General features: G+C 61.6%; 15 protein-coding genes. 9 read left to right on the top strand and 6 right to left on the bottom strand.

Features of this window, described 5'->3' with window-relative positions; genetic code table 11:
• Position 1 precedes the first annotated feature (1 nt).
• The 3 genes from ESZ53_RS10410 to ESZ53_RS10400 form a co-directional block, all read right to left on the bottom strand.
• The gene (locus ESZ53_RS10410) at positions 2-463 is read right to left on the bottom strand and encodes a hypothetical protein (protein ID WP_129072764.1); all 462 of its coding nucleotides are present in this window, start codon (positions 461-463) and stop codon (positions 2-4) included.
• A 193-nt stretch (positions 464-656) separates the two neighbouring features.
• Positions 657-1,112 (bottom strand): luciferase family protein, encoded by a 456-nt coding sequence (locus ESZ53_RS10405; protein ID WP_246837293.1) that lies wholly within the window; start codon positions 1,110-1,112, stop codon positions 657-659.
• Between the two features lie 11 nt (positions 1,113-1,123).
• A complete protein-coding gene (locus tag ESZ53_RS10400; RefSeq protein ID WP_129072763.1) occupies positions 1,124-1,324 on the bottom strand; it encodes a hypothetical protein in 201 nt (66 codons plus the stop codon).
• Between the two features lie 748 nt (positions 1,325-2,072).
• On the opposite strand from ESZ53_RS10400, the gene ESZ53_RS10395 reads away from it, so the two are divergent.
• On the top strand, positions 2,073-5,087 hold the full coding sequence (locus tag ESZ53_RS10395; RefSeq protein WP_129072762.1) for a cell wall-binding repeat-containing protein: 3,015 nt from the start codon (positions 2,073-2,075) through the stop codon (positions 5,085-5,087).
• A 90-nt stretch (positions 5,088-5,177) separates the two neighbouring features.
• On the opposite strand, the gene ESZ53_RS10390 is transcribed toward ESZ53_RS10395, so the two are convergent.
• Genes ESZ53_RS10390 through ESZ53_RS10380 form a run of 3 tightly spaced genes read right to left on the bottom strand, consistent with a single transcriptional unit; the run spans position 5,178 to position 7,797 of the window.
• Positions 5,178-6,179, bottom strand: a complete 1,002-nt coding sequence (locus tag ESZ53_RS10390) for a 3-hydroxyacyl-CoA dehydrogenase (protein ID WP_129072761.1) — start codon at positions 6,177-6,179, stop codon at positions 5,178-5,180.
• Positions 6,180-6,234: 55 nt separating this feature from the next.
• Positions 6,235-7,014, bottom strand: a complete 780-nt coding sequence (locus ESZ53_RS10385) for an SDR family NAD(P)-dependent oxidoreductase (RefSeq protein WP_129072760.1) — start codon at positions 7,012-7,014, stop codon at positions 6,235-6,237.
• On the bottom strand, positions 7,015-7,797 hold the full coding sequence (locus tag ESZ53_RS10380) for an SDR family NAD(P)-dependent oxidoreductase (protein WP_129072759.1): 783 nt from the start codon (positions 7,795-7,797) through the stop codon (positions 7,015-7,017).
• Between the two features lie 311 nt (positions 7,798-8,108).
• Here ESZ53_RS10380 and ESZ53_RS10375 point away from each other — a divergent pair, with 311 nt between their 5' ends.
• The 8 genes from ESZ53_RS10375 (at position 8,109) to ESZ53_RS10340 (ending at position 16,683) form a co-directional block, all read left to right on the top strand.
• The gene (locus tag ESZ53_RS10375; RefSeq protein ID WP_168187229.1) at positions 8,109-9,074 is read left to right on the top strand and encodes a VOC family protein; all 966 of its coding nucleotides are present in this window, start codon (positions 8,109-8,111) and stop codon (positions 9,072-9,074) included.
• Between the two features lie 8 nt (positions 9,075-9,082).
• Positions 9,083-9,871, top strand: a complete 789-nt coding sequence (locus ESZ53_RS10370; RefSeq protein WP_129072757.1) for an amino acid ABC transporter ATP-binding protein — start codon at positions 9,083-9,085, stop codon at positions 9,869-9,871.
• Positions 9,871-10,644 carry an amino acid ABC transporter permease gene (locus tag ESZ53_RS10365; RefSeq protein WP_129072756.1) on the top strand — a complete coding sequence of 258 codons (774 nt, stop codon included), beginning with the start codon at positions 9,871-9,873 and terminating at the stop codon, positions 10,642-10,644. The genes ESZ53_RS10370 and ESZ53_RS10365 overlap by 1 nt, the downstream gene beginning before the upstream one ends.
• A gap of 60 nt (positions 10,645-10,704) precedes the next feature.
• Positions 10,705-11,535, top strand: a complete 831-nt coding sequence (locus ESZ53_RS10360) for a transporter substrate-binding domain-containing protein (protein ID WP_129072755.1) — start codon at positions 10,705-10,707, stop codon at positions 11,533-11,535.
• Positions 11,536-11,538: 3 nt separating this feature from the next.
• On the top strand, positions 11,539-14,223 hold the full coding sequence (locus ESZ53_RS10355; protein WP_129072754.1) for an FAD-dependent oxidoreductase: 2,685 nt from the start codon (positions 11,539-11,541) through the stop codon (positions 14,221-14,223).
• An 87-nt stretch (positions 14,224-14,310) separates the two neighbouring features.
• Positions 14,311-15,255 carry a dihydrodipicolinate synthase family protein gene (locus tag ESZ53_RS10350; RefSeq protein WP_129072753.1) on the top strand — a complete coding sequence of 315 codons (945 nt, stop codon included), beginning with the start codon at positions 14,311-14,313 and terminating at the stop codon, positions 15,253-15,255.
• Entirely contained in the window at positions 15,252-15,563 is a 312-nt protein-coding gene (locus ESZ53_RS10345; protein ID WP_210403789.1) for a (2Fe-2S)-binding protein, read from the top strand. The genes ESZ53_RS10350 and ESZ53_RS10345 overlap by 4 nt, the downstream gene beginning before the upstream one ends.
• 37 nt (positions 15,564-15,600) lie before the next feature.
• Complete coding sequence (locus ESZ53_RS10340) at positions 15,601-16,683, top strand: NADH:flavin oxidoreductase/NADH oxidase (RefSeq protein ID WP_129072752.1); 1,083 nt, start codon at positions 15,601-15,603, stop codon at positions 16,681-16,683.
• Positions 16,684-16,720: the final 37 nt, after the last annotated feature.

The following is a 16,720-nucleotide window of genomic DNA, read 5'->3' as shown; positions in this document are numbered from 1 at the left end:
TTCACGGGTAGAGGAACGTGCCGCCGCCGTCCGCACCCGTGCTTGGAAGCAGCGAGAACCAGGCATAACTGAGGATGAGGGCTGCGACCGTCAGGATGACGATGCCGACGGCGGCACGGTCGAGATAGCGCATCGCCTCCGCAACCGTGCTTGCCCGGCGCCGCGCTGTACCGATCGCAAAAATCGTGGTGACAGCGATCGCGACGTAGATGACGCCGCTGGGCGCCTGAGCCAGAGACACGCACTGCGGCACGCTGACGATGACGTTGCGGTCCGCGTCGATAAAGCCGCCTTCGCTGGTTAACAGGCCAGCACAAATGCCCTTGCCCGTCAGAAGAAAAGCGCCGTAGCCGACCGTTGCGAGCGCCGCCGTCACAATCAGTCGCTGGGTACGTGCCACGATCACTTTCGCCTGCGACAGGTCGGCCGACTCCACCAGCTTGGTCATCGAGTCCTGTGACATGAGAAAATCCTCGCGATCGAACGTAAGCCCCTTCCCCACTCATAGGCTAGGCCCAGAGTCGAGAAAATGTCGAGCGATTGATGGGCAAGTGACAATTAATCGCCGCGAACGTGGACAGCGATAGTGCAGTCGGACATGTACTGAGTAGGAGCGGCCCTACGAAGTGGAAAGCATGATGGACCGAATAACAGAACTACTCGACGCGAGCGAAGTTGATACTCTCCTCGATGATCGACACCACGGCATCCAGCTCATCAATTGATCGCGGCCCGTAAATCAGAAACTCAGTGCCGAATTCTTCGTACTGGTGCGGCTCACCCCACCCCAATCCAGCAAGCTCGCGGCCCCTCTCAGCGGGGAGGCACAAGTGAAGACTCGTGTCAGAGACCCCATGGAGGTGGACAGGCTCGAGGCGCTGGCCGGGTGCCAGCGAGGTCTCAGGTGCGCGCTCGAGGCGCTGATCGTTGAGAAATACCGCACGCGAGGATGCCGGAGAGACCTGGCTATGCCCCTCGACGACGTGAGGCAGCGCGAAGGTCCGCTGAGCCAGCAGCCCCCAGAGTTCCGGCGTCGAACACTGAGTGAGCTGGGTTTGCGGGCCGACGCTAGATACTGAAGGGCGCTCTCCAACGCGCGCAACGGCTAGCACGGGCAGCCGCGCTACTCGGTGTATTCGATCGCGGCGATCAGCTGAATGTTCCGAAAACCGCCATCCCACGCCCCGGTTGAGCGTTGCGTCAGCGCCGTGACGCGAGCGTGGGGGTACTCGGCCAGCTTCTCGCGAAGCGCGGCCGCGGCGACCTCCATATCGGCACCCGGAACTTTGACAACGATCAATTCTGTTCTCGTTAAATCAGACATGTGCTCATGTTATGCGCGCGAGGGTGCCGGCGACAGGCCCGTTCACACCCCAGCGACGAATCCGAGAAGCATAGGAATCGAACACTCCCCGAACTCCCGGGTGCTCCCACACCCTGGCAAGGCCCAGAGTCGAGAAAATGTCGAGCGATTCATGAGTCGAGCGGCAATTAATTTCTGCAATGTCGAACGTGCACCATTCCCCTCTTCGCCTGTTCTTCTCTGCGGTGTATTCGATTGCGGCGATCAGTTGGATCTTCTGAAAACCGCGACCCCGGGGCCCGGTTGACCGTTGTGTCTACCCCTTCACCCCTCGGTGAGGACCATCGGGGTAGACCAGTTAGTCCACCGATGCCGAGCCTCATCGCCCTTTCTGTTGCTTCACGGCCTCAAGAAATGGCGTAAATGGTGGGCGCCGCTGGATCGAGCGCTGAGAAGGTCCGTTTGCCCCGCCGAACGACGTAGACCACTTTCGGCACCAAAAAGGCTCCTGAGAAAAAACCACTTCGCAAATACCCCCGGATTTCCGGAGTTGCGCTCGGTACCACTTTTGGCACCCCTGTTGCCCGTGATAGCCGCGCCGCTAGGGTTTCGTCGTATCGTGCGTGGCCGATCACCGCGCCCCGATGTGCCTTACCCGATCTACCCTGCGTCACCCGCGTGACCCTTCACACCCGATGTGCCACGCGGCAAGGTTCACCCGAGCCGCTTCTTCATCTCGCCTCCAAACCCGAATTCGGAGAGTGTTGCTTTGTCGACCCTTAAAGACCCTTCTGCCCAGAAAAAGCCGCCACTTGCGGCGAAACGCTCACGTCGCATCGCGGCCATCGGCTCAACCGCGCTTCTGGTTGTCGGTGTTTCGGTTACCGCAGCGCTGCCCGCCAACGCTGCAGCCTCAGCACCCACCACTGAAGCGTGCACGGCCATCACCGCAGGCCCGACCGCCACTAACCAGAATGCTAAGGGCTGGACCTTCGCCGACACTCGTGCGACCGGTCACAACGAGTTCACCGCCACCGGCCTCCGCGTGTGGACCGACGGTACGACCTCCACTGACAAGGCCGCGGCCTACAAAGCGACCGACATCGCACTCCAGGATGTCGGTGAACCCCTCGTCAACTTTGTGTCCAACTCCGGTGGCGTTCCCAGTCTCCAGCTTGTGACCGACTTCGACGCTAACGGCACCGCCGACGGGATTCTCGTTGGCGAACCCTTGCACTACGGAGCTGATTTTTGGGTTCCTGACCACTCCAGCACAGCGCAGTTCGTGAAAGACGGTTCCCCCGACAGCACCGGTTCTGCCGGCAGCCAGTACCACGGCACCCTCGATGAGTGGCTTGAGGAATTCCCTACCGCTCGCGTTCTCCAGTTCGGCTACAGCCTTGGCTCCGGCGTACTGGGCGATGCCGTGATCGAGTCGATCGAAGTTGGCTGTGTGAGTTACGGATTCGGTCGCGACGACGCCTATTCGACCTCCAGCACCGTCAACGTCGATGACTCCCAGATTGCTTCCTTCGAGGACGGCAACACAGCATCCGCCACCTACAACTACACGAGCTGGCATGAGGGCTACAACAACGCCCACCGCGCTTATTCGACTGCGGCCGATGGCCTCCACTTGGGCACCGGTGCTACCTCGCAAATCATGTTGGGAACACCAGGTACCGTCAGTGCGGCTCAGCTCGAAGAACTAATCACAAGCGCGAGCGTCACTACTGTCGACGGCAAAGTGACTTTCCAGATCCCGATTCTGTACGGCGACGCGAGCAGCTTCACGACGCTGCGTTCCACCGCGCTGCTTGCCGGCACCGAACATCACTTCGATGTAACCGACACGTGGGTGTCGTCTAAACCACTCAAGCTCAACAGTGGCGCGACGTACACGCCCGCGAATGCTCCGACGATCGCCGACCTCGTCGCCTTCCTTGAGGCACAAGGGAATATCACTCTCTTGGGCTTTGGCGTTCAGGCAGATAACGCGGCCATCGTTCAAGACATCGCCTTCGACGACACCACGTACCACTTCGGCCCCAGCTCACTTCAGGCTGCAACGCAACAGGTCGTCGTGACTTCCGCGCAGATTCAGCCAAGCGAAACCTCGGCAAATTACACGCAGTGGCACGAGGGATACGACAACACAGACGTCTCGTTCTCGGTAGCCAATGGTGTTCTCTCGTTCGGAGATCCCGCTCACTCTCAGATTCTCAAGGGACTCACCACACCGATCGACGGAAGCGACCTTTACACGCAACTCACCCGCCACGCCGCTGTGACGGTCGACAGCGGAACGGTGACGTACCAGGTAGCGTTCAAGCACGGCGGAACGATTGGATGGGGAACATTGCGTTCCGCCAGCCTGCCCGCCGGCGAGAACACCTTCTCCCTCACTGACCCGTGGAAGTCGAGCAAGGCCATCGGTAACACGATCGTTGCTAACACTGAGTACCCCCTCGGCGACATCCTCGATGCCCTGAACGCTGCGGGCGACGCTAGGGCCACTGCCTTCGGAATTCAGGCTGACCATGCCGCGCAGGTATCTAGCCTCACGTGGGGCAACACGGAATACAGCTTCCACGCCGTCATCACCGCCGCGACTCCCGCGATCAACGGGACACCCCAGGTCGGCGAGACACTGACCGCCCAGCCCAAGGCAACCACGTGGACCCCGGATACCGGAGTCGCGTTCAGCTACCAGTGGAAAGCAAACGGAGTCGCCATCGCCGGCGCCACCAGCGCAACCTACACGGTTGCTGCAGCCCAGCTCGGCAAGAAGATCACGGTAACGGTGACGGGCGCCCTCTCGGGCTACACCGGCGCGGCCGCGACCTCACCGTCGACAGCCTCGGTGACCAACGACCACATTGTTGTCTCGCGCCTCTCCGGCTCGGACCGCTATGCGACCGCGGCCACGATTGCGCAGGAGTGGGACAGCGCCTCCGTTGTCTACATCGCCACCGGAACCGGATTTGCTGATGCCCTCAGCGCAAGCTCAGCTGCCGCCTTCAAGGATGCACCGCTTCTGCTCACCGATCCCAACTCGTTGTCCGCCGCAGCCAAGGCAGAGCTTCTTCGTTTGAAGCCGAGCAAGGTCATCATCGTGGGCGGCACCGGCGCAGTATCGAACAGCGTGAAGTCGAGCATTCAAGCGCTCTCGTTTAAGCCAACGGTGAGCCGCATTGGTGGCGGAGACCGCTACGAGACATCCCGGATGATCGCGAAAGCGACCTTCCCCGCCTCGTCTGTCACCACCGCCTACCTCGCCGATGGAAGCAACTTTCCGGACGCGTTGACGGCAAGCCCGGCGGCTGCCAACTTTGGTGGCCCCGTCGTGCTGATCCCCGGCAAGGCCAGCACAGTGGATACCGCAACCGTGACACTGCTCAAGTCGCTGGGCGTGACCTCGATCAAGGTCGCTGGCGGCACGGGCGCAGTCACAACTGCAATCTCGACGCACCTGAAGACGAAGTTCACCACCGTGAAGCGCCTCAGTGGCGGTGACCGCTACGCCACGGCAGTAGCGATCAACGCGGATCAGTTCAGTTCCGCAACCACGGTGTACCTCGCTACGGGAGCAGGATTCGCTGACGCTCTCGCCGGTGCCGCTCTCGCCGGTTCGGAAGGCGCCCCGCTCTTCATCAGCGACGCGAAGTGCGTTCCGCAGTCGGTATTGACCGCCATCAGCAGCCTGAATAACCCGAAGGTTGTTCTGCTCGGTGGCACCGGAGTGCTGAGCTCCTCGGTCGCCAGCCTGAAGGTCTGCAGCTAACAGAGCACAACGCAGAAGAGCGTGGTCGGCGATTGTGCCGGCCACGCTCTTCTTTGTCGTCCGCGCCTAGCGGATCAAAGATCAGCGCGTTTAGACAGGCCCGCGGGGTTTGAGCGGGTTGTCGAAGCCGCGAAGGAGCGACGCAACCTGAATCATCGCGTGGTCGCGTTCCCGAACGTTCTCTTCCCACCGCGGATACGGAAGGTGGTTCTCAATCGCGTTCGCGACAGTGTCGATCGTCTCGTTGGTCCACGGGTTGTCTTGACCGCGCTCGAGCCCAAAGCGCGCGTACACCGATCCCAGCACTTCGGAGTGCTTGCGGAGTCCACCGCGCGTGTTCAGCTCGCTGGTCGTGAACGGACCGATAACGGACCAGCGACGACCGAGCCCCTCCCGCACGAGAGTATCGACGTCGACCGCCGACACCACGCCATCCCGAACGAGGCAGTAGGCCTCTCGTAACAGCGCCCCCTGCAAACGGTTGAGGGCAAAACCCTCGATCTCGGTGTTCAAGAGCACCGGCGAGATATCCACCCTCGTGAGCAGTGCAGCGGCAATATCTACGGCTCTTGACGAGGTGAAGTCGGCTGGCACGATCTCCGCCACGCGCAAGAAGTACGGAGGGTTAGCGGGATGGACGACGAGACAGCGAGCGCGGCCCTCGAGGTGGCTGGCGAACTTAGAAGACGGAATTGCGGAGGTGGAGCTTGCCAGCACCACGTGTGGCGGGGTCAACTCGTCGAGCCGACCGAACAGAACTCGTTTCACCTCGACGTCTTCTACGATGCACTCCTGCACATATCCGACGCCGTCAACGGCATCCGCCAGCTCTTCCCACACGCTCATGCGGGCGAGGATGCCCGCGGTCGACTCGGTGAATAGGCCGGCTTCGTGCATCTCCAACAGCAGAGATTCGGCCGCATCCAGCGCTGACGCCCGTCGCGCATCGTCGAGTTCAAAAATACGTACGTTGATTCCGGCACACGCGAACACAATTGACCAGGCAATGCCGATACTGCCGGCACCGATGATGGCAACCGAATGAATATCGGCATCCTCCGTGACTTCGGCGGGATTCGAATGGTGTGTCATGGGTTGGCCCTAACTAGAAAGTGTGAGTGCGCGAGGCAGGAAGAAGTGAGAGGGGCTAACGGATGTACGACGCCCCATTGAGGTCGATCGTTGACCCGGTAAGACTCGGACACCGATCGGTAGCCAAGAAGGCGGCAAGCTCAGCGACCTCGCACGGATCAACGTGCTGCCCCATCGCGAGTCCCTCGGCGGTGGCCTGAATCTCGGCGGGCTGAAGACCGGAAGTGCCCATGCCTCCGCCGACGACGCCGGGGGCGACGATGTAGACGCGCACCCCCTCGCGGGCATAGGACCGGGCGAGAGTTTGAGCGAAATTGCGGAGTGCTGCCTTCGACGCTGCGTACGCGTTCGCGTCGGGGATTCGTGACCCCTGCTCCGCTGCCCAGCTTGAGATTGCGATGATGCTGCCATAGCCACGTTCCGCGAAGGAGAGTGCCGCTTCACGCATGAGCGTTGCCGCCCCCAGCACGTTGACTTGGAGAAGGCTTTCCCAGCTGCGGTCCCACGCGTCGTTGTCATGACCGCTGAGAGGGGCGGATGCCATCGCCGCAGCGTTCACCACCAGAGTGTCGAGTGCGTTCCACTCTTCGGCACGTTTCCACAGGTCACGCGCCGATTCCGGTGAGTCGATCTCTGCCGGCAAGAGAGTGGATTGCCCGGGGCTCGCTGCGGCGAGCGCGGCCCGCCCCGCTGCTTCGCGACTGCGGAACGTGCCCGCCACCCGGGCGCCGCGGGCTAGGAACGTGGAGCCGATCTGTGATCCGATCGCTCCCGAGACGCCCGTTACAAGCGCGGTGCGGTTCGAGAGATCGAGTGTGTTCGTGTGATCGACCATTTAGAGCAGCCCCCCGTCAACGGGAAGAATCTGGCCGGTGATTGCCGCAGACTGTGGCCCCGAAAGAAAGGCCACAGCGTTCGCGATGTCGTCGGGGGTGGCGAGCGCCCCCAGCACGGTGAGTTGCTCCGCGGCGCGGATCGCGTCGGCGGGTTGCAGCCCAGTACTAGTACTGCGCGACTTCATCCGACCGAGCAATGCGTCGGTGGCGACGGGGCCTGGGGCGACAGCATTGACTCGGATGCCGCGAGGTCCAAGCGATTGAGCCGCCGAACGCACAATGCCCAGTACCGCATGCTTGCTCGCGGCATACGCCATGACGTTGGGGTCTCCGCGCCACGAGTTGAGCGATCCGATTGCGACAATCGTGGACCCGGGAGGCATCTCGTGCGCCGCGTACTTCATGACCGAAACGAAACCCGTGACGTTCACGGCCATTGTGCGATCAAGGAGTTCGAGATCGATATCCGTCGGGCTGTGCCACGCCGGAACGATTCCGGCTGCTGCTACGAGTCCATTAAAAGGACCGTGGGCGGCGACGTCGCTTTCGATCGCGTGCCGCACCGCTGATTCATCGGTGACATCGACGGCAACGGAAGGCCAGGGGGCTGGTGACGCGGAGTTCGCGCCGAGGTCAAGGATGAGTCCTGAGGCACCAGCTGCCGCTAAGCGGTTCACGATGGCGAGCCCGAGACCTTGCGCTCCACCGGATACGAGAAAGCGGCGCGATGCGAATTCGGTTGATGCGAAAATCGATCGGGGCGTGTGTGCTGTTTCGTCCATTTCCCCTCCAGTGCTTCTTCGGCTGACGAGTGTGGTGCGGCGTTCTGTTGCGCATCCTCGCAAGATCGTGGCGACGGCGGTCCGACCCCAAAATTTGGTGGTTTCCCGAGAAATCGGGGGGTCGCTGTACAAAACAGTACGATATGCGAACCTTTGAACGCAATACGAACTTTTATGTTCGTATTGCGCTCAAACGTTCGGTGTGCAAACATTTCTGCACGGGCGACACAGCAGTCATCCCGTGCCGTGATCAGCACAGCAAGCCCTCTCGGCACCTCAGTCGCCACTATTTCGAGCACCGGAGGATTCGAATGTCCAGTCATTCCACGTACGGTTTCGGCTCCTTGATCGGCCTCGATCACATCGGAGTCGGCGTCTCAGACATGCAGGCGTCGCTCGATTTCTATGCTCAGCTCGGCTTCTCCGACGTGGTCTTCGACTACAGCGGCCCCCTCGGCGGTCTTGAACAGGCCACCGGGCACGCTGCCACCGAGGCCCGCGTCGTCTATCTCCGCAGCATCAACCCCACTGTTCTCGGACGGTCGGGCGTGAAGCTTGTACAACTAACGAACCGACCGGCAGCACCCATTCCCGAAGGCTTCGCCTACGGCGAGCCCGGCATCTGTGAAGTGTGCCTTCATGTGAAGGGTCAAGCCGAGTTTTACGAGTCGCTCGTGAGCGCCGGCCACACCAGCCTCATGGCACCCGACGATCAGGTACTCGAGCCCTACCAGACGCACTGCGGCCTCTCTTATGTGTCCGACCCCGACGGCGCGAAGATCGAACTCATCGAATGGTCGAGCCTCGAAGCCGGATGGCCGCATCCCACTGGCCCTCAAGGGGTCAACCACGTTGCCTTCGGCGTGCACGACATCGACCGCACCGAAGCTTTTTACCGCGCCCTCGGATTCACCGGCAAATTATTTGATGCCAGTGGAGTCAATGAGCCGATGAACCCCTGGTTCGAATCGGTCGGTCGCGTACCTCCCGTGCAGCGGATGATGCTGCTCACCAGTCCTCACGGTGGCGCGCTCGAGCCTGTGCAACAAGACCCTCCCGGAGCGGACATGCGCGGCGAGTGGGGGCACCTCGGCACCTTCGAATTTGCAATCGGCGCCCGCAACCTTGACCTCGCACTGGCGTACCTCAAGTCGATTGATGTTCCGCTCGTCGGAGAGCCCGTCGAAATCGCCATGCCCGACGGCCAAGTGTGGCGTTACGCCTACTTCCAAGACCCCGCAGGCCTGTACGTCTCCATTACCGAAGTCCGAGCGTGAGTGAGAATATGTTTGACACCCCGCACCAACAGCAGAATCCCGACCGCACACCCATCGTGCAACTGCGTGGGATTCATAAGTCCTTTGGCGAGACCGAGGTTCTGCACGGCATCGACCTCGACATCCACCGCGGCGAGCACGTCGTACTCTTTGGCCCGTCAGGATCGGGAAAGTCGACGGTGCTTCGCAGTATCAACCTCCTCGAAGAACCCACGAAGGGTTCACTCAAGATCGATGGCGTCGAATACGGCCCCGGCCTAGAGCGCGACGCCAAAATCAAGCGCGGTACCAAGCTGCAACTTCGCCGCAAGGTCGGCATGGTCTTTCAACAGTTCAACCTTTTCCCCCACTTGTGCGCTCTTGATAACGTCGCACTCCCGCAGCGCAAAGCGCAGGGCAAAAGCAAGAGCGACGCTCGCGAACATGCAGCCGAGGCCTTGCGCAAGGTAGGGCTGCTGGAACGCGCAGGCCACTACCCCTCCGAACTTTCTGGCGGCCAGCAGCAGCGGGTCGCGATTGCCCGCGCGCTGGCGCTCGACCCTGACGTCATCCTGTTCGATGAGCCGACATCCGCCCTCGACCCTGAACTGGTGGGTGAGGTGCTCAAGAGCATGCGCGAAGTGGCAGAAACAGGAATGACGATCGTGGTTGTCACCCACGAATTCGGCTTCGCCCGTGAAATCGGCGACCTCAACGTCTTCATGGAAGACGGACGAATTATCGAGTCGGGCCCACGGGGGTTCTACGACGACTGCACCACCGATCGTGCCAAAGAGTTTTTGAAAGCGGTGAAGTAATGAACTTGGCAGACTTCGACTGGGGGCTGATCTGGGAAAACCGGGAAGCACTCATCAACGGGATGTGGACGGCCCTTTCCGTCTCGACAGTGGCACTGCTCATCTCCACGGTCGTCGGGCTGCTGTTGGCAGTCCTACGAAACGGCCCCAAATCGGTGAGCTGGATCGCCGTCGTGTACATCAACGTCTTTCGAGGTGTACCCGCACTAGTCAGTGTTATTTGGGTGTACTTCGGGCTCTCTCTGGTACTCGGCATTAGCTTTAGCGTCTTCCAAGCCGGCGTCATTGCGCTCTCGATGCTCTACAGCGCGTTCTTGGCGGAAATCTTTCGCTCAGCACTGGCTGCCGTGCCGCACGGCCACACCGAAGCCGGCTGGGCACTCGGAATGCGCACCAGTCAGATCTTCTTCTCGGTAACGCTCCCCCAGGCCATCAAAATTGCGTTGCCCAACATCGGCAGCATGTACATCGGCATGGTCAAGGACACGTCGACCTTCACCGTGATCGGGCTGCTTGAGGTAGTTCGCGTAACCCAGAACCTGGTCGCGACAACCTTCCAACCGTTCGTTCTCTACACCGCCGCAGCCATCATCTACGTGATCGCGGCATTCGCAATCGACCTCATCTTCCGCCTCATCGAAGGGGTGTACGTGCGCCCGCCCAAGGCCTTGATCGGTCGTGCTATTCGGGCACGCCAGCGCCGCACAATAGAAAAAATTGTCGCGAGTACGAAAGCCAACTCACTCGCGACCGCACAACTGTTTGTGAAGTAACTCCCCGACCGACCCGGTACCTAGTTCGCACCCAACGATTGACACTAGAAGGAGAATGCAATGAAGAAATCACTCCGTATGCCGCTCGTCGCGGCAATGGCAGCGGCAGCGATGGTGCTGTCCGCCTGCGCCAGTGGCAGCACTACTGAAGAGACCATGACCGAAGAAGACAGCGCGCTCATGACCCCCGGCGTACTCGTCGTCGGCATGAACTTGCAGTACAAGCCCCAAATGTACCTCGAGGGCGATGAGCCGACCGGGTACGACGTCGAGCTACTCAATGCGCTCGCCGACGACATGGGCGTCGAGTTGGAGATCAAGAACCTTGACTTCGCCGGCCTCATTCCTGGACTGCAAGCACAGCAGTTCGACATGGTCTCCGTTGGCCTGAGTGCAACGGATGAGCGCAAGGAAGTCATCGACTTCTCGCGTGGCTACGTTCCTTACAGCAGCATCCTTGCTGTTCCAGAGGGGGAAAGCACGAGCCTCACGATCGACGAACTCAACCAGGAGGGCGTGATCATCACTGCCCTTCAGGGGTCGAGTAACGAACAGCTGATCCGCGACAACTTCCCGAACGCCACGGTGCAGGGATTCCCCGACCAGAACGCAGCGCTCCTTGAGGTTGCTACCGGTCGTGCCGCGGCAGTCGTCGTCGAGGACTACATCCTCGCTCAGTTCGACACCGCCAACCCCGGCCAGCTTGCTCAGGCCGAGGTCGATGGGCCGCTGAGCCTCTACTACGGCGCCTGGGGAGTACAGAAGGGCAACAGCGCTCTCGTAGAGCAGCTCGACGAGTTCCTCTGCACCGTACAGAACGACGGAACGATGGCCGACCTCTACACGTCGATCATGGCGCCGACCATGCCCGAAATGCCAGCTGGCTGCTAAACCATGACAACAGATGAGCGTACTTTCGATGTTCTGGTAGTAGGGGGCGGCCCCGCTGGAATGGCTGCGGTATCCACCGCAGCGGCTGCAGGCCTCAGAGCAGCGCTCATCGACGAACGCCCAACTCTCGGGGGCCAGGTCTATAAACAACCTGGCCCCGGGATGCGGGTAACCGACCCCCGCGCCATGGGCGCGCAGTACCGTGCCGGGCGTCTACTCATTGACGAGGCTGAGCAAAGTGGCGCAGAAATCATTCTTCGCGCCAGCGTCGTCAATCTTGAACCTTCCGCCAACGGCTGGACCGCCATGGTGCAGCGCGAAGGCAACCCCGTCGAGCGGCTGAGCGCCCCGCGCGTCATCGTCGCTGCGGGCGCCAATGACCGGCCAGTGGTTTTTCCTGGCTGGACTCTCCCCGGGGTCATCACCGCCGGTGGCTTACAAACCCTCGCCAAAACTCAAGGCGTCGTTCCCGGAAAGCGCATCGTCTTTGCCGGCTCAGGGCCGGTTGCCTTAGCCTTTCCCGCCCAGCTTGCGGGGTACGGCGCGAACATTGTCACCGCGCTTGAATCGGGCCCCACTCCCGGCATCAGCGATCTCGCCCGCGTGGGACTCGCCGCACCGGGAAACATCGGACTGCTTCTGGATGCGGCCAAGTATCGGGCATCACTCCTCACCCACAAGATCCCCCTGAAATACGGTCGCATCATCGTGCGTGTTGAGGGTGACGGGCGAGTTGAACGAGTCGTGCACGCCGCCGTCGACGCTGAATGGCGCGTACGGCCCAACACGGAAGAGACCATCGAAGCTGACGTTCTCTGCGTCGGCTACGGCTTCTCGCCGTCAACAGAACTGCTCCGCCTGGTCGGCTGCGACTTCGACAGCAACGAAGACCTGGGTGGCCCCGTCGTACGCCGCGATGAGTGGTGCCGCACGACAATCTCTGGAATCTATGCGGCCGGAGACGGTGCCGGCGTTGAAGGCTCCGCCGTCGCCGCCGATGAAGGGCGACTTGCCGGCCTCGCGGTCGCGAATGACGCCGGTGCTCTCAGCGCTCCCGACAGTGATTCACGAGCATCCACACTGCTAAAAAGAGTGACACGGCGTCGCGCCCTCACCTCAGCCGCTGATCGGATGTACCACGTCGGCGAGGGAATCTTTGAGCTTGCCGAGCCAGACACCACCGTCTGTCGCTGCGAGGGCACCAAGCTCTCCACCATCGCCGCCGCGATTACGCAGGCTCCCGATGTGAGTGCCGTCAAGGGCCTCACTCGAGCCGGCATGGGCCCCTGCCAAGGACGCATGTGCGGCCGCCACATTGCGGCAATGATTGCCACCAGTCGCGGAGTACCACTCACTGACGTCGAACCCGCAACACCGCGGATGCCGCTGCGACCAACCGCAATCGGCGCGATCGCGAACCCCGCGGTCACCGATCCCGGCCTCTTCGACACCTCGGTCGGGCAACAAACGGAACCCGAACGCACCGACCTCAACGCCGCCGCGCTCTCTGATGCAGCGTCGAACGTGATCGGCGAGACCGACGTGTTGGTGATCGGTGGCGGAATCGCTGGGGCCGCCGTGGCCTACTACCTCGCCAAAGAGGGCGTCGATGTCACGCTGCTCGAGCGCGGCGAACTCAACCGTGAAGCATCCGGTACCAACGCGGGAAGCTTCCACTTTCAACTCGCCATCCACCAGCTTTCTGGTCAGGGAACGTCCGCTGACCGAGATCGACTCCTCGGCGATGCGCGCGACAGCGTTCGTGCCTACGAGCTGTGGAAGGGTCTCAGCGCCGAGCTTGGGGCTGATGTCGGGCTTCACCAGACCGGCGGTTGGATGGTTGCCGAGACGCCGGAACAGCTTCAGATTCTGCGCGACAAGCACCTGCTCGAGGCAGAAGCGGGAATCGAAACCGAAGTTCTGACGGGCGCCGAACTGGCGAATCGTGCTCCGTACTTTTCTGACCGCGTCATCGGCGCGACGTACTGCGGGCTTGAAGGCCACGCGAATCCACTCTCGACAGCTCCTCTCTATGCGTTGCGCGCAGTAGAAGCTGGCGGCACCGTCAAGACCCATACCGAAGTGCTCGGCATCGAAGTGAATGAGGCATCAGAGTCACGACGCTTCACCGTGCGCACCAACCAAGGCACGTACTACGCTCGCCGCGTGGTCAATTGCGCTGCAGCGTGGGCGGGCGAACTCGCCGAAATGGTAGGTCTCAACTTCCCGATTCGTCGCGAAGGCCTGCACGTGAACGTCACCGAATCACGCCCGCCACTGCTGCCATCGATGGTTCAGCACATCGGCCGGCGGCTCACTCTGAAGCAAACGTCGCAGGGCGGCTTCATCGTGGGTGGTGGCTGGCCGACGGGCGAATCTGCCTACCCCACTCGGTATCCCACCCAGTGGCAGAGCGCCTCGGGCAACCTCAACGTGGCCCGCGACATCATTCCAGCGCTCGACGACGTGCGGGTCATCCGTACCTGGTCGGGAGTAATTGCCTTCACCGACGACAAGTCGCCCATCGTGGGGGAATCCGAAAAAGTGCCCGGGTACTACGCGTGCGTTGCCACCACCGGCTTTACATTCTCACCGATCTTCGCCTACCAACTATCGGAACAGATCGCTGCAGAACACAAGGGCACGTCGCCCTTCCACCAGCGCTTCTCCCTCGATCGGATGTCGTAGGTTGCGCGGCACGACGTCAGCCCCAGCTTCGTTAGACCAGATTTCGTTAGACCAGATTTTTTAGACCAGATATAGAGGAGTGTTGAGATGAACCGTGATGATGTCGATTGGGCAGGGTACTTTCCCGCCGTTGTGACTCCGTTTACCGAGTCGGGAGCGCTGGACCCCACCACGATGCACGCGCTGATCAATCAGTACGCCGAACGCGGGATGCACGGTGTCGCTGTCAACGGAACCTGCGGTGAATGGTTCTCGCAGAGTGTCGATGAGCGCAAGACGGTAGCCGAAACTGCTGTCGCTGCGGCCGCCGGAAGAATGCGCGTACTCATTGGGTGCACCTCGAACACCGTTGAGAACGTCGCAGAGTTAGCGCGTCACGCGCTCGATACCGGTGCGGATGGCGTTCTCGTTTCGCCACCCCCGTACATCAAGCTTTTTCCGAACGAAGTGGTGGCCTGGTACGAAGAGATCAGTGCCGCCGTTCAGGGCCCCATCGTGGTCTACAACTGGCCGCACGGAACCGGCATCGATATCGATTCTGACCTTGCTGATCGTCTCGCCGACATCGACTCGGTCGTGGCAATCAAAGACAGCACTCCCAACGTCGACCAGTTCTTTGAAACCTCGCGACGTGTTCGCGATCGCGTTCGTGTCTTCGGCCCGTACATGTCCGCTCGTGGAGTCGAAGTGTTGCGTACCGAAGGCGGCGACGGAACGGTCGGTGGCGGTTCGCTCTTCGGCTCTCCCGATCCGCAGTTCTGGGAGAACTACTGGGCAGGTGACTTCGACGCGATGGAACGCTACGCCGCGGTGCAAGACCAGCTCTTTCCGAAACTCTGGCTTCCCGGCGGCTGGGCAGGCATTTATGGCGGCTACCAGTCGCAGCTCAAGGCCCTCATGCACATGCTCGACCAGCCGGCCGGCCATGTTCGACGCCCGCGCCTTCCCGTCAGCGACCCTGCTGCATTGGATGCCATGCGCGCCGTGCTTGTCGATGAAGGATTGCTGAGCTCCACTGCGAGGCACGCGTGACCTCGGGCCGCATCCCGGGCCACGGCATGGAACGTGGAGCGCCGGTGCGTATCGTTGTTGACGGTGCGCCCCAGGATGCGTTTGAAGGCGAAAGCGTCGCCGCCGCAATCATGGCGTGCGGCGAGAACGATCTTCGCGAACACGAATCAGGTGAGCCGCGGGGATACTTCTGCGGCATGGGCATTTGTTTCGATTGCGTCATGACGGTCGACGGCGTTCCCAACACCCGCACGTGCGTGACGTGGGTGCGGGATGGCCTGACCGTAGAACGACAGCGCGGCTCAGGGCTTGCTTCTGACCCGCAGTAACCACCGTGTGTAGTGATCTCCCTCGAAAGGACCCTGTATGTCTCAGCCCCAATCTCAACTATTCGAACCGATCACGATTAATGGTCTGACTGTTCCGCATCGCCTCTGGGTAGCCCCCATGTGCATGTACTCGTCGATTGATGGTCAGCCCGCTGACTTCCACATCGCCCACTATGGCTCGTTTGCACTCGGCCGCGCGGGTCTCATCATGACCGAGGCCACCGCTGTCTCGCCCGAAGGCCGGATCTCGCCTGACGATGCCGGGCTCTGGAACGACGAGCACACCATCGGCTGGCGTCGCGTCGTGGACTTCGTGCACAGCATGGACTCTCTCATCGGGATGCAGCTCTCGCACGCGGGCCGCAAGGCTTCAACAGCCCCGCCCACGCGCGGTCGCGGTTACGTTCCTCCGGCTGAGGGTGGCTGGCAGACGGTCGGGCCTACCAATCTTCCGTACGAGCCCTTCGCGGCTCCTCTCGCGCTCGATCACGCCGGCATCACCAAGGTTATTGACGACTATCGGGATGCTGCACGCCGAGCAGTCGAAGCGGGCTTCGACCTCGTTGAGGTGCACGCCGCCCACGGCTATCTCTTGGGGCAGTTCTTGTCGCCGACCTCGAACACTCGCACCGACGAATATGGCACCGATGAGGCCGGACGCACCCGCATCCTTCGCGAAGTCGTTGCCGCCGTGCGCGAAGTCATCCCCACCGACATGCCCCTTGTCGTGCGCCTCTCGGCCACCGAGTGGGTTGACGGCGGCGTGACCGTCGATGACACGATCGCGGTTATTCGTAGCCTTGAGGGCGTCGACCTCATCAGCGTCTCCTCCGGCGGCAACAACCCCGGTCAGCACATCGTTCCGGGACCGGGCTACCAGCAGCCGTTGGCACGAAAGATCCGCGCCGAGGTTGACCTGCCCGTTGGTGTTGCCGGCCTCATCACGTCGCCCCAACAGGCAGAAGCCGCCATCGTCACCGGCGACACCGACATCGTGTTCGTCGCGCGCCAGTTCTTGCGCGAGCCCAACTTTGCACTGCGCGCAGCCTCGGAGCTCGGTGGCGAGCTTGAGTGGGCGTGGCAGTACAACCGCGCAAAGTACTGGAACAGCATTCCCTAAGCGCGCGAGTCGCCCGCAGTCCTGGGAGGCCGTCGAG

The sequence above is a fragment of the Salinibacterium sp. UTAS2018 genome (genome assembly GCF_004118935.1).
Lineage (GTDB): Bacteria > Actinomycetota > Actinomycetes > Actinomycetales > Microbacteriaceae > Rhodoglobus.
The sequence above is the reverse complement of the archived record's forward strand: the minus strand, read 5'-3'. Positions and strand labels throughout refer to the sequence as shown.

Bases quoted from the DNA above. Each gene is read 5' to 3' on its own strand.
- ESZ53_RS10375 (WP_168187229.1), top strand. From the start codon at position 8,109: ATGTCCAGTCATTCCACGTACGGTTTCGGCTCCTTGATCGGCCTCGAT.
- ESZ53_RS10370 (WP_129072757.1), top strand. From the start codon at position 9,083: ATGTTTGACACCCCGCACCAACAGCAGAATCCCGACCGCACACCCATC.
- ESZ53_RS10380 (WP_129072759.1), bottom strand. From the start codon at position 7,797: ATGGACGAAACAGCACACACGCCCCGATCGATTTTCGCATCAACCGAA.
- ESZ53_RS10355 (WP_129072754.1), top strand. From the start codon at position 11,539: ATGACAACAGATGAGCGTACTTTCGATGTTCTGGTAGTAGGGGGCGGC.
- ESZ53_RS10360 (WP_129072755.1), top strand. From the start codon at position 10,705: ATGAAGAAATCACTCCGTATGCCGCTCGTCGCGGCAATGGCAGCGGCA.
- ESZ53_RS10365 (WP_129072756.1), top strand. From the start codon at position 9,871: ATGAACTTGGCAGACTTCGACTGGGGGCTGATCTGGGAAAACCGGGAA.
- ESZ53_RS10385 (WP_129072760.1), bottom strand. From the start codon at position 7,014: ATGGTCGATCACACGAACACACTCGATCTCTCGAACCGCACCGCGCTT.
- ESZ53_RS10340 (WP_129072752.1), top strand. From the start codon at position 15,601: ATGTCTCAGCCCCAATCTCAACTATTCGAACCGATCACGATTAATGGT.
- ESZ53_RS10390 (WP_129072761.1), bottom strand. From the start codon at position 6,179: ATGACACACCATTCGAATCCCGCCGAAGTCACGGAGGATGCCGATATT.
- ESZ53_RS10350 (WP_129072753.1), top strand. From the start codon at position 14,311: ATGAACCGTGATGATGTCGATTGGGCAGGGTACTTTCCCGCCGTTGTG.
- ESZ53_RS10410 (WP_129072764.1), bottom strand. From the start codon at position 463: ATGTCACAGGACTCGATGACCAAGCTGGTGGAGTCGGCCGACCTGTCG.
- ESZ53_RS10400 (WP_129072763.1), bottom strand. From the start codon at position 1,324: ATGTCTGATTTAACGAGAACAGAATTGATCGTTGTCAAAGTTCCGGGT.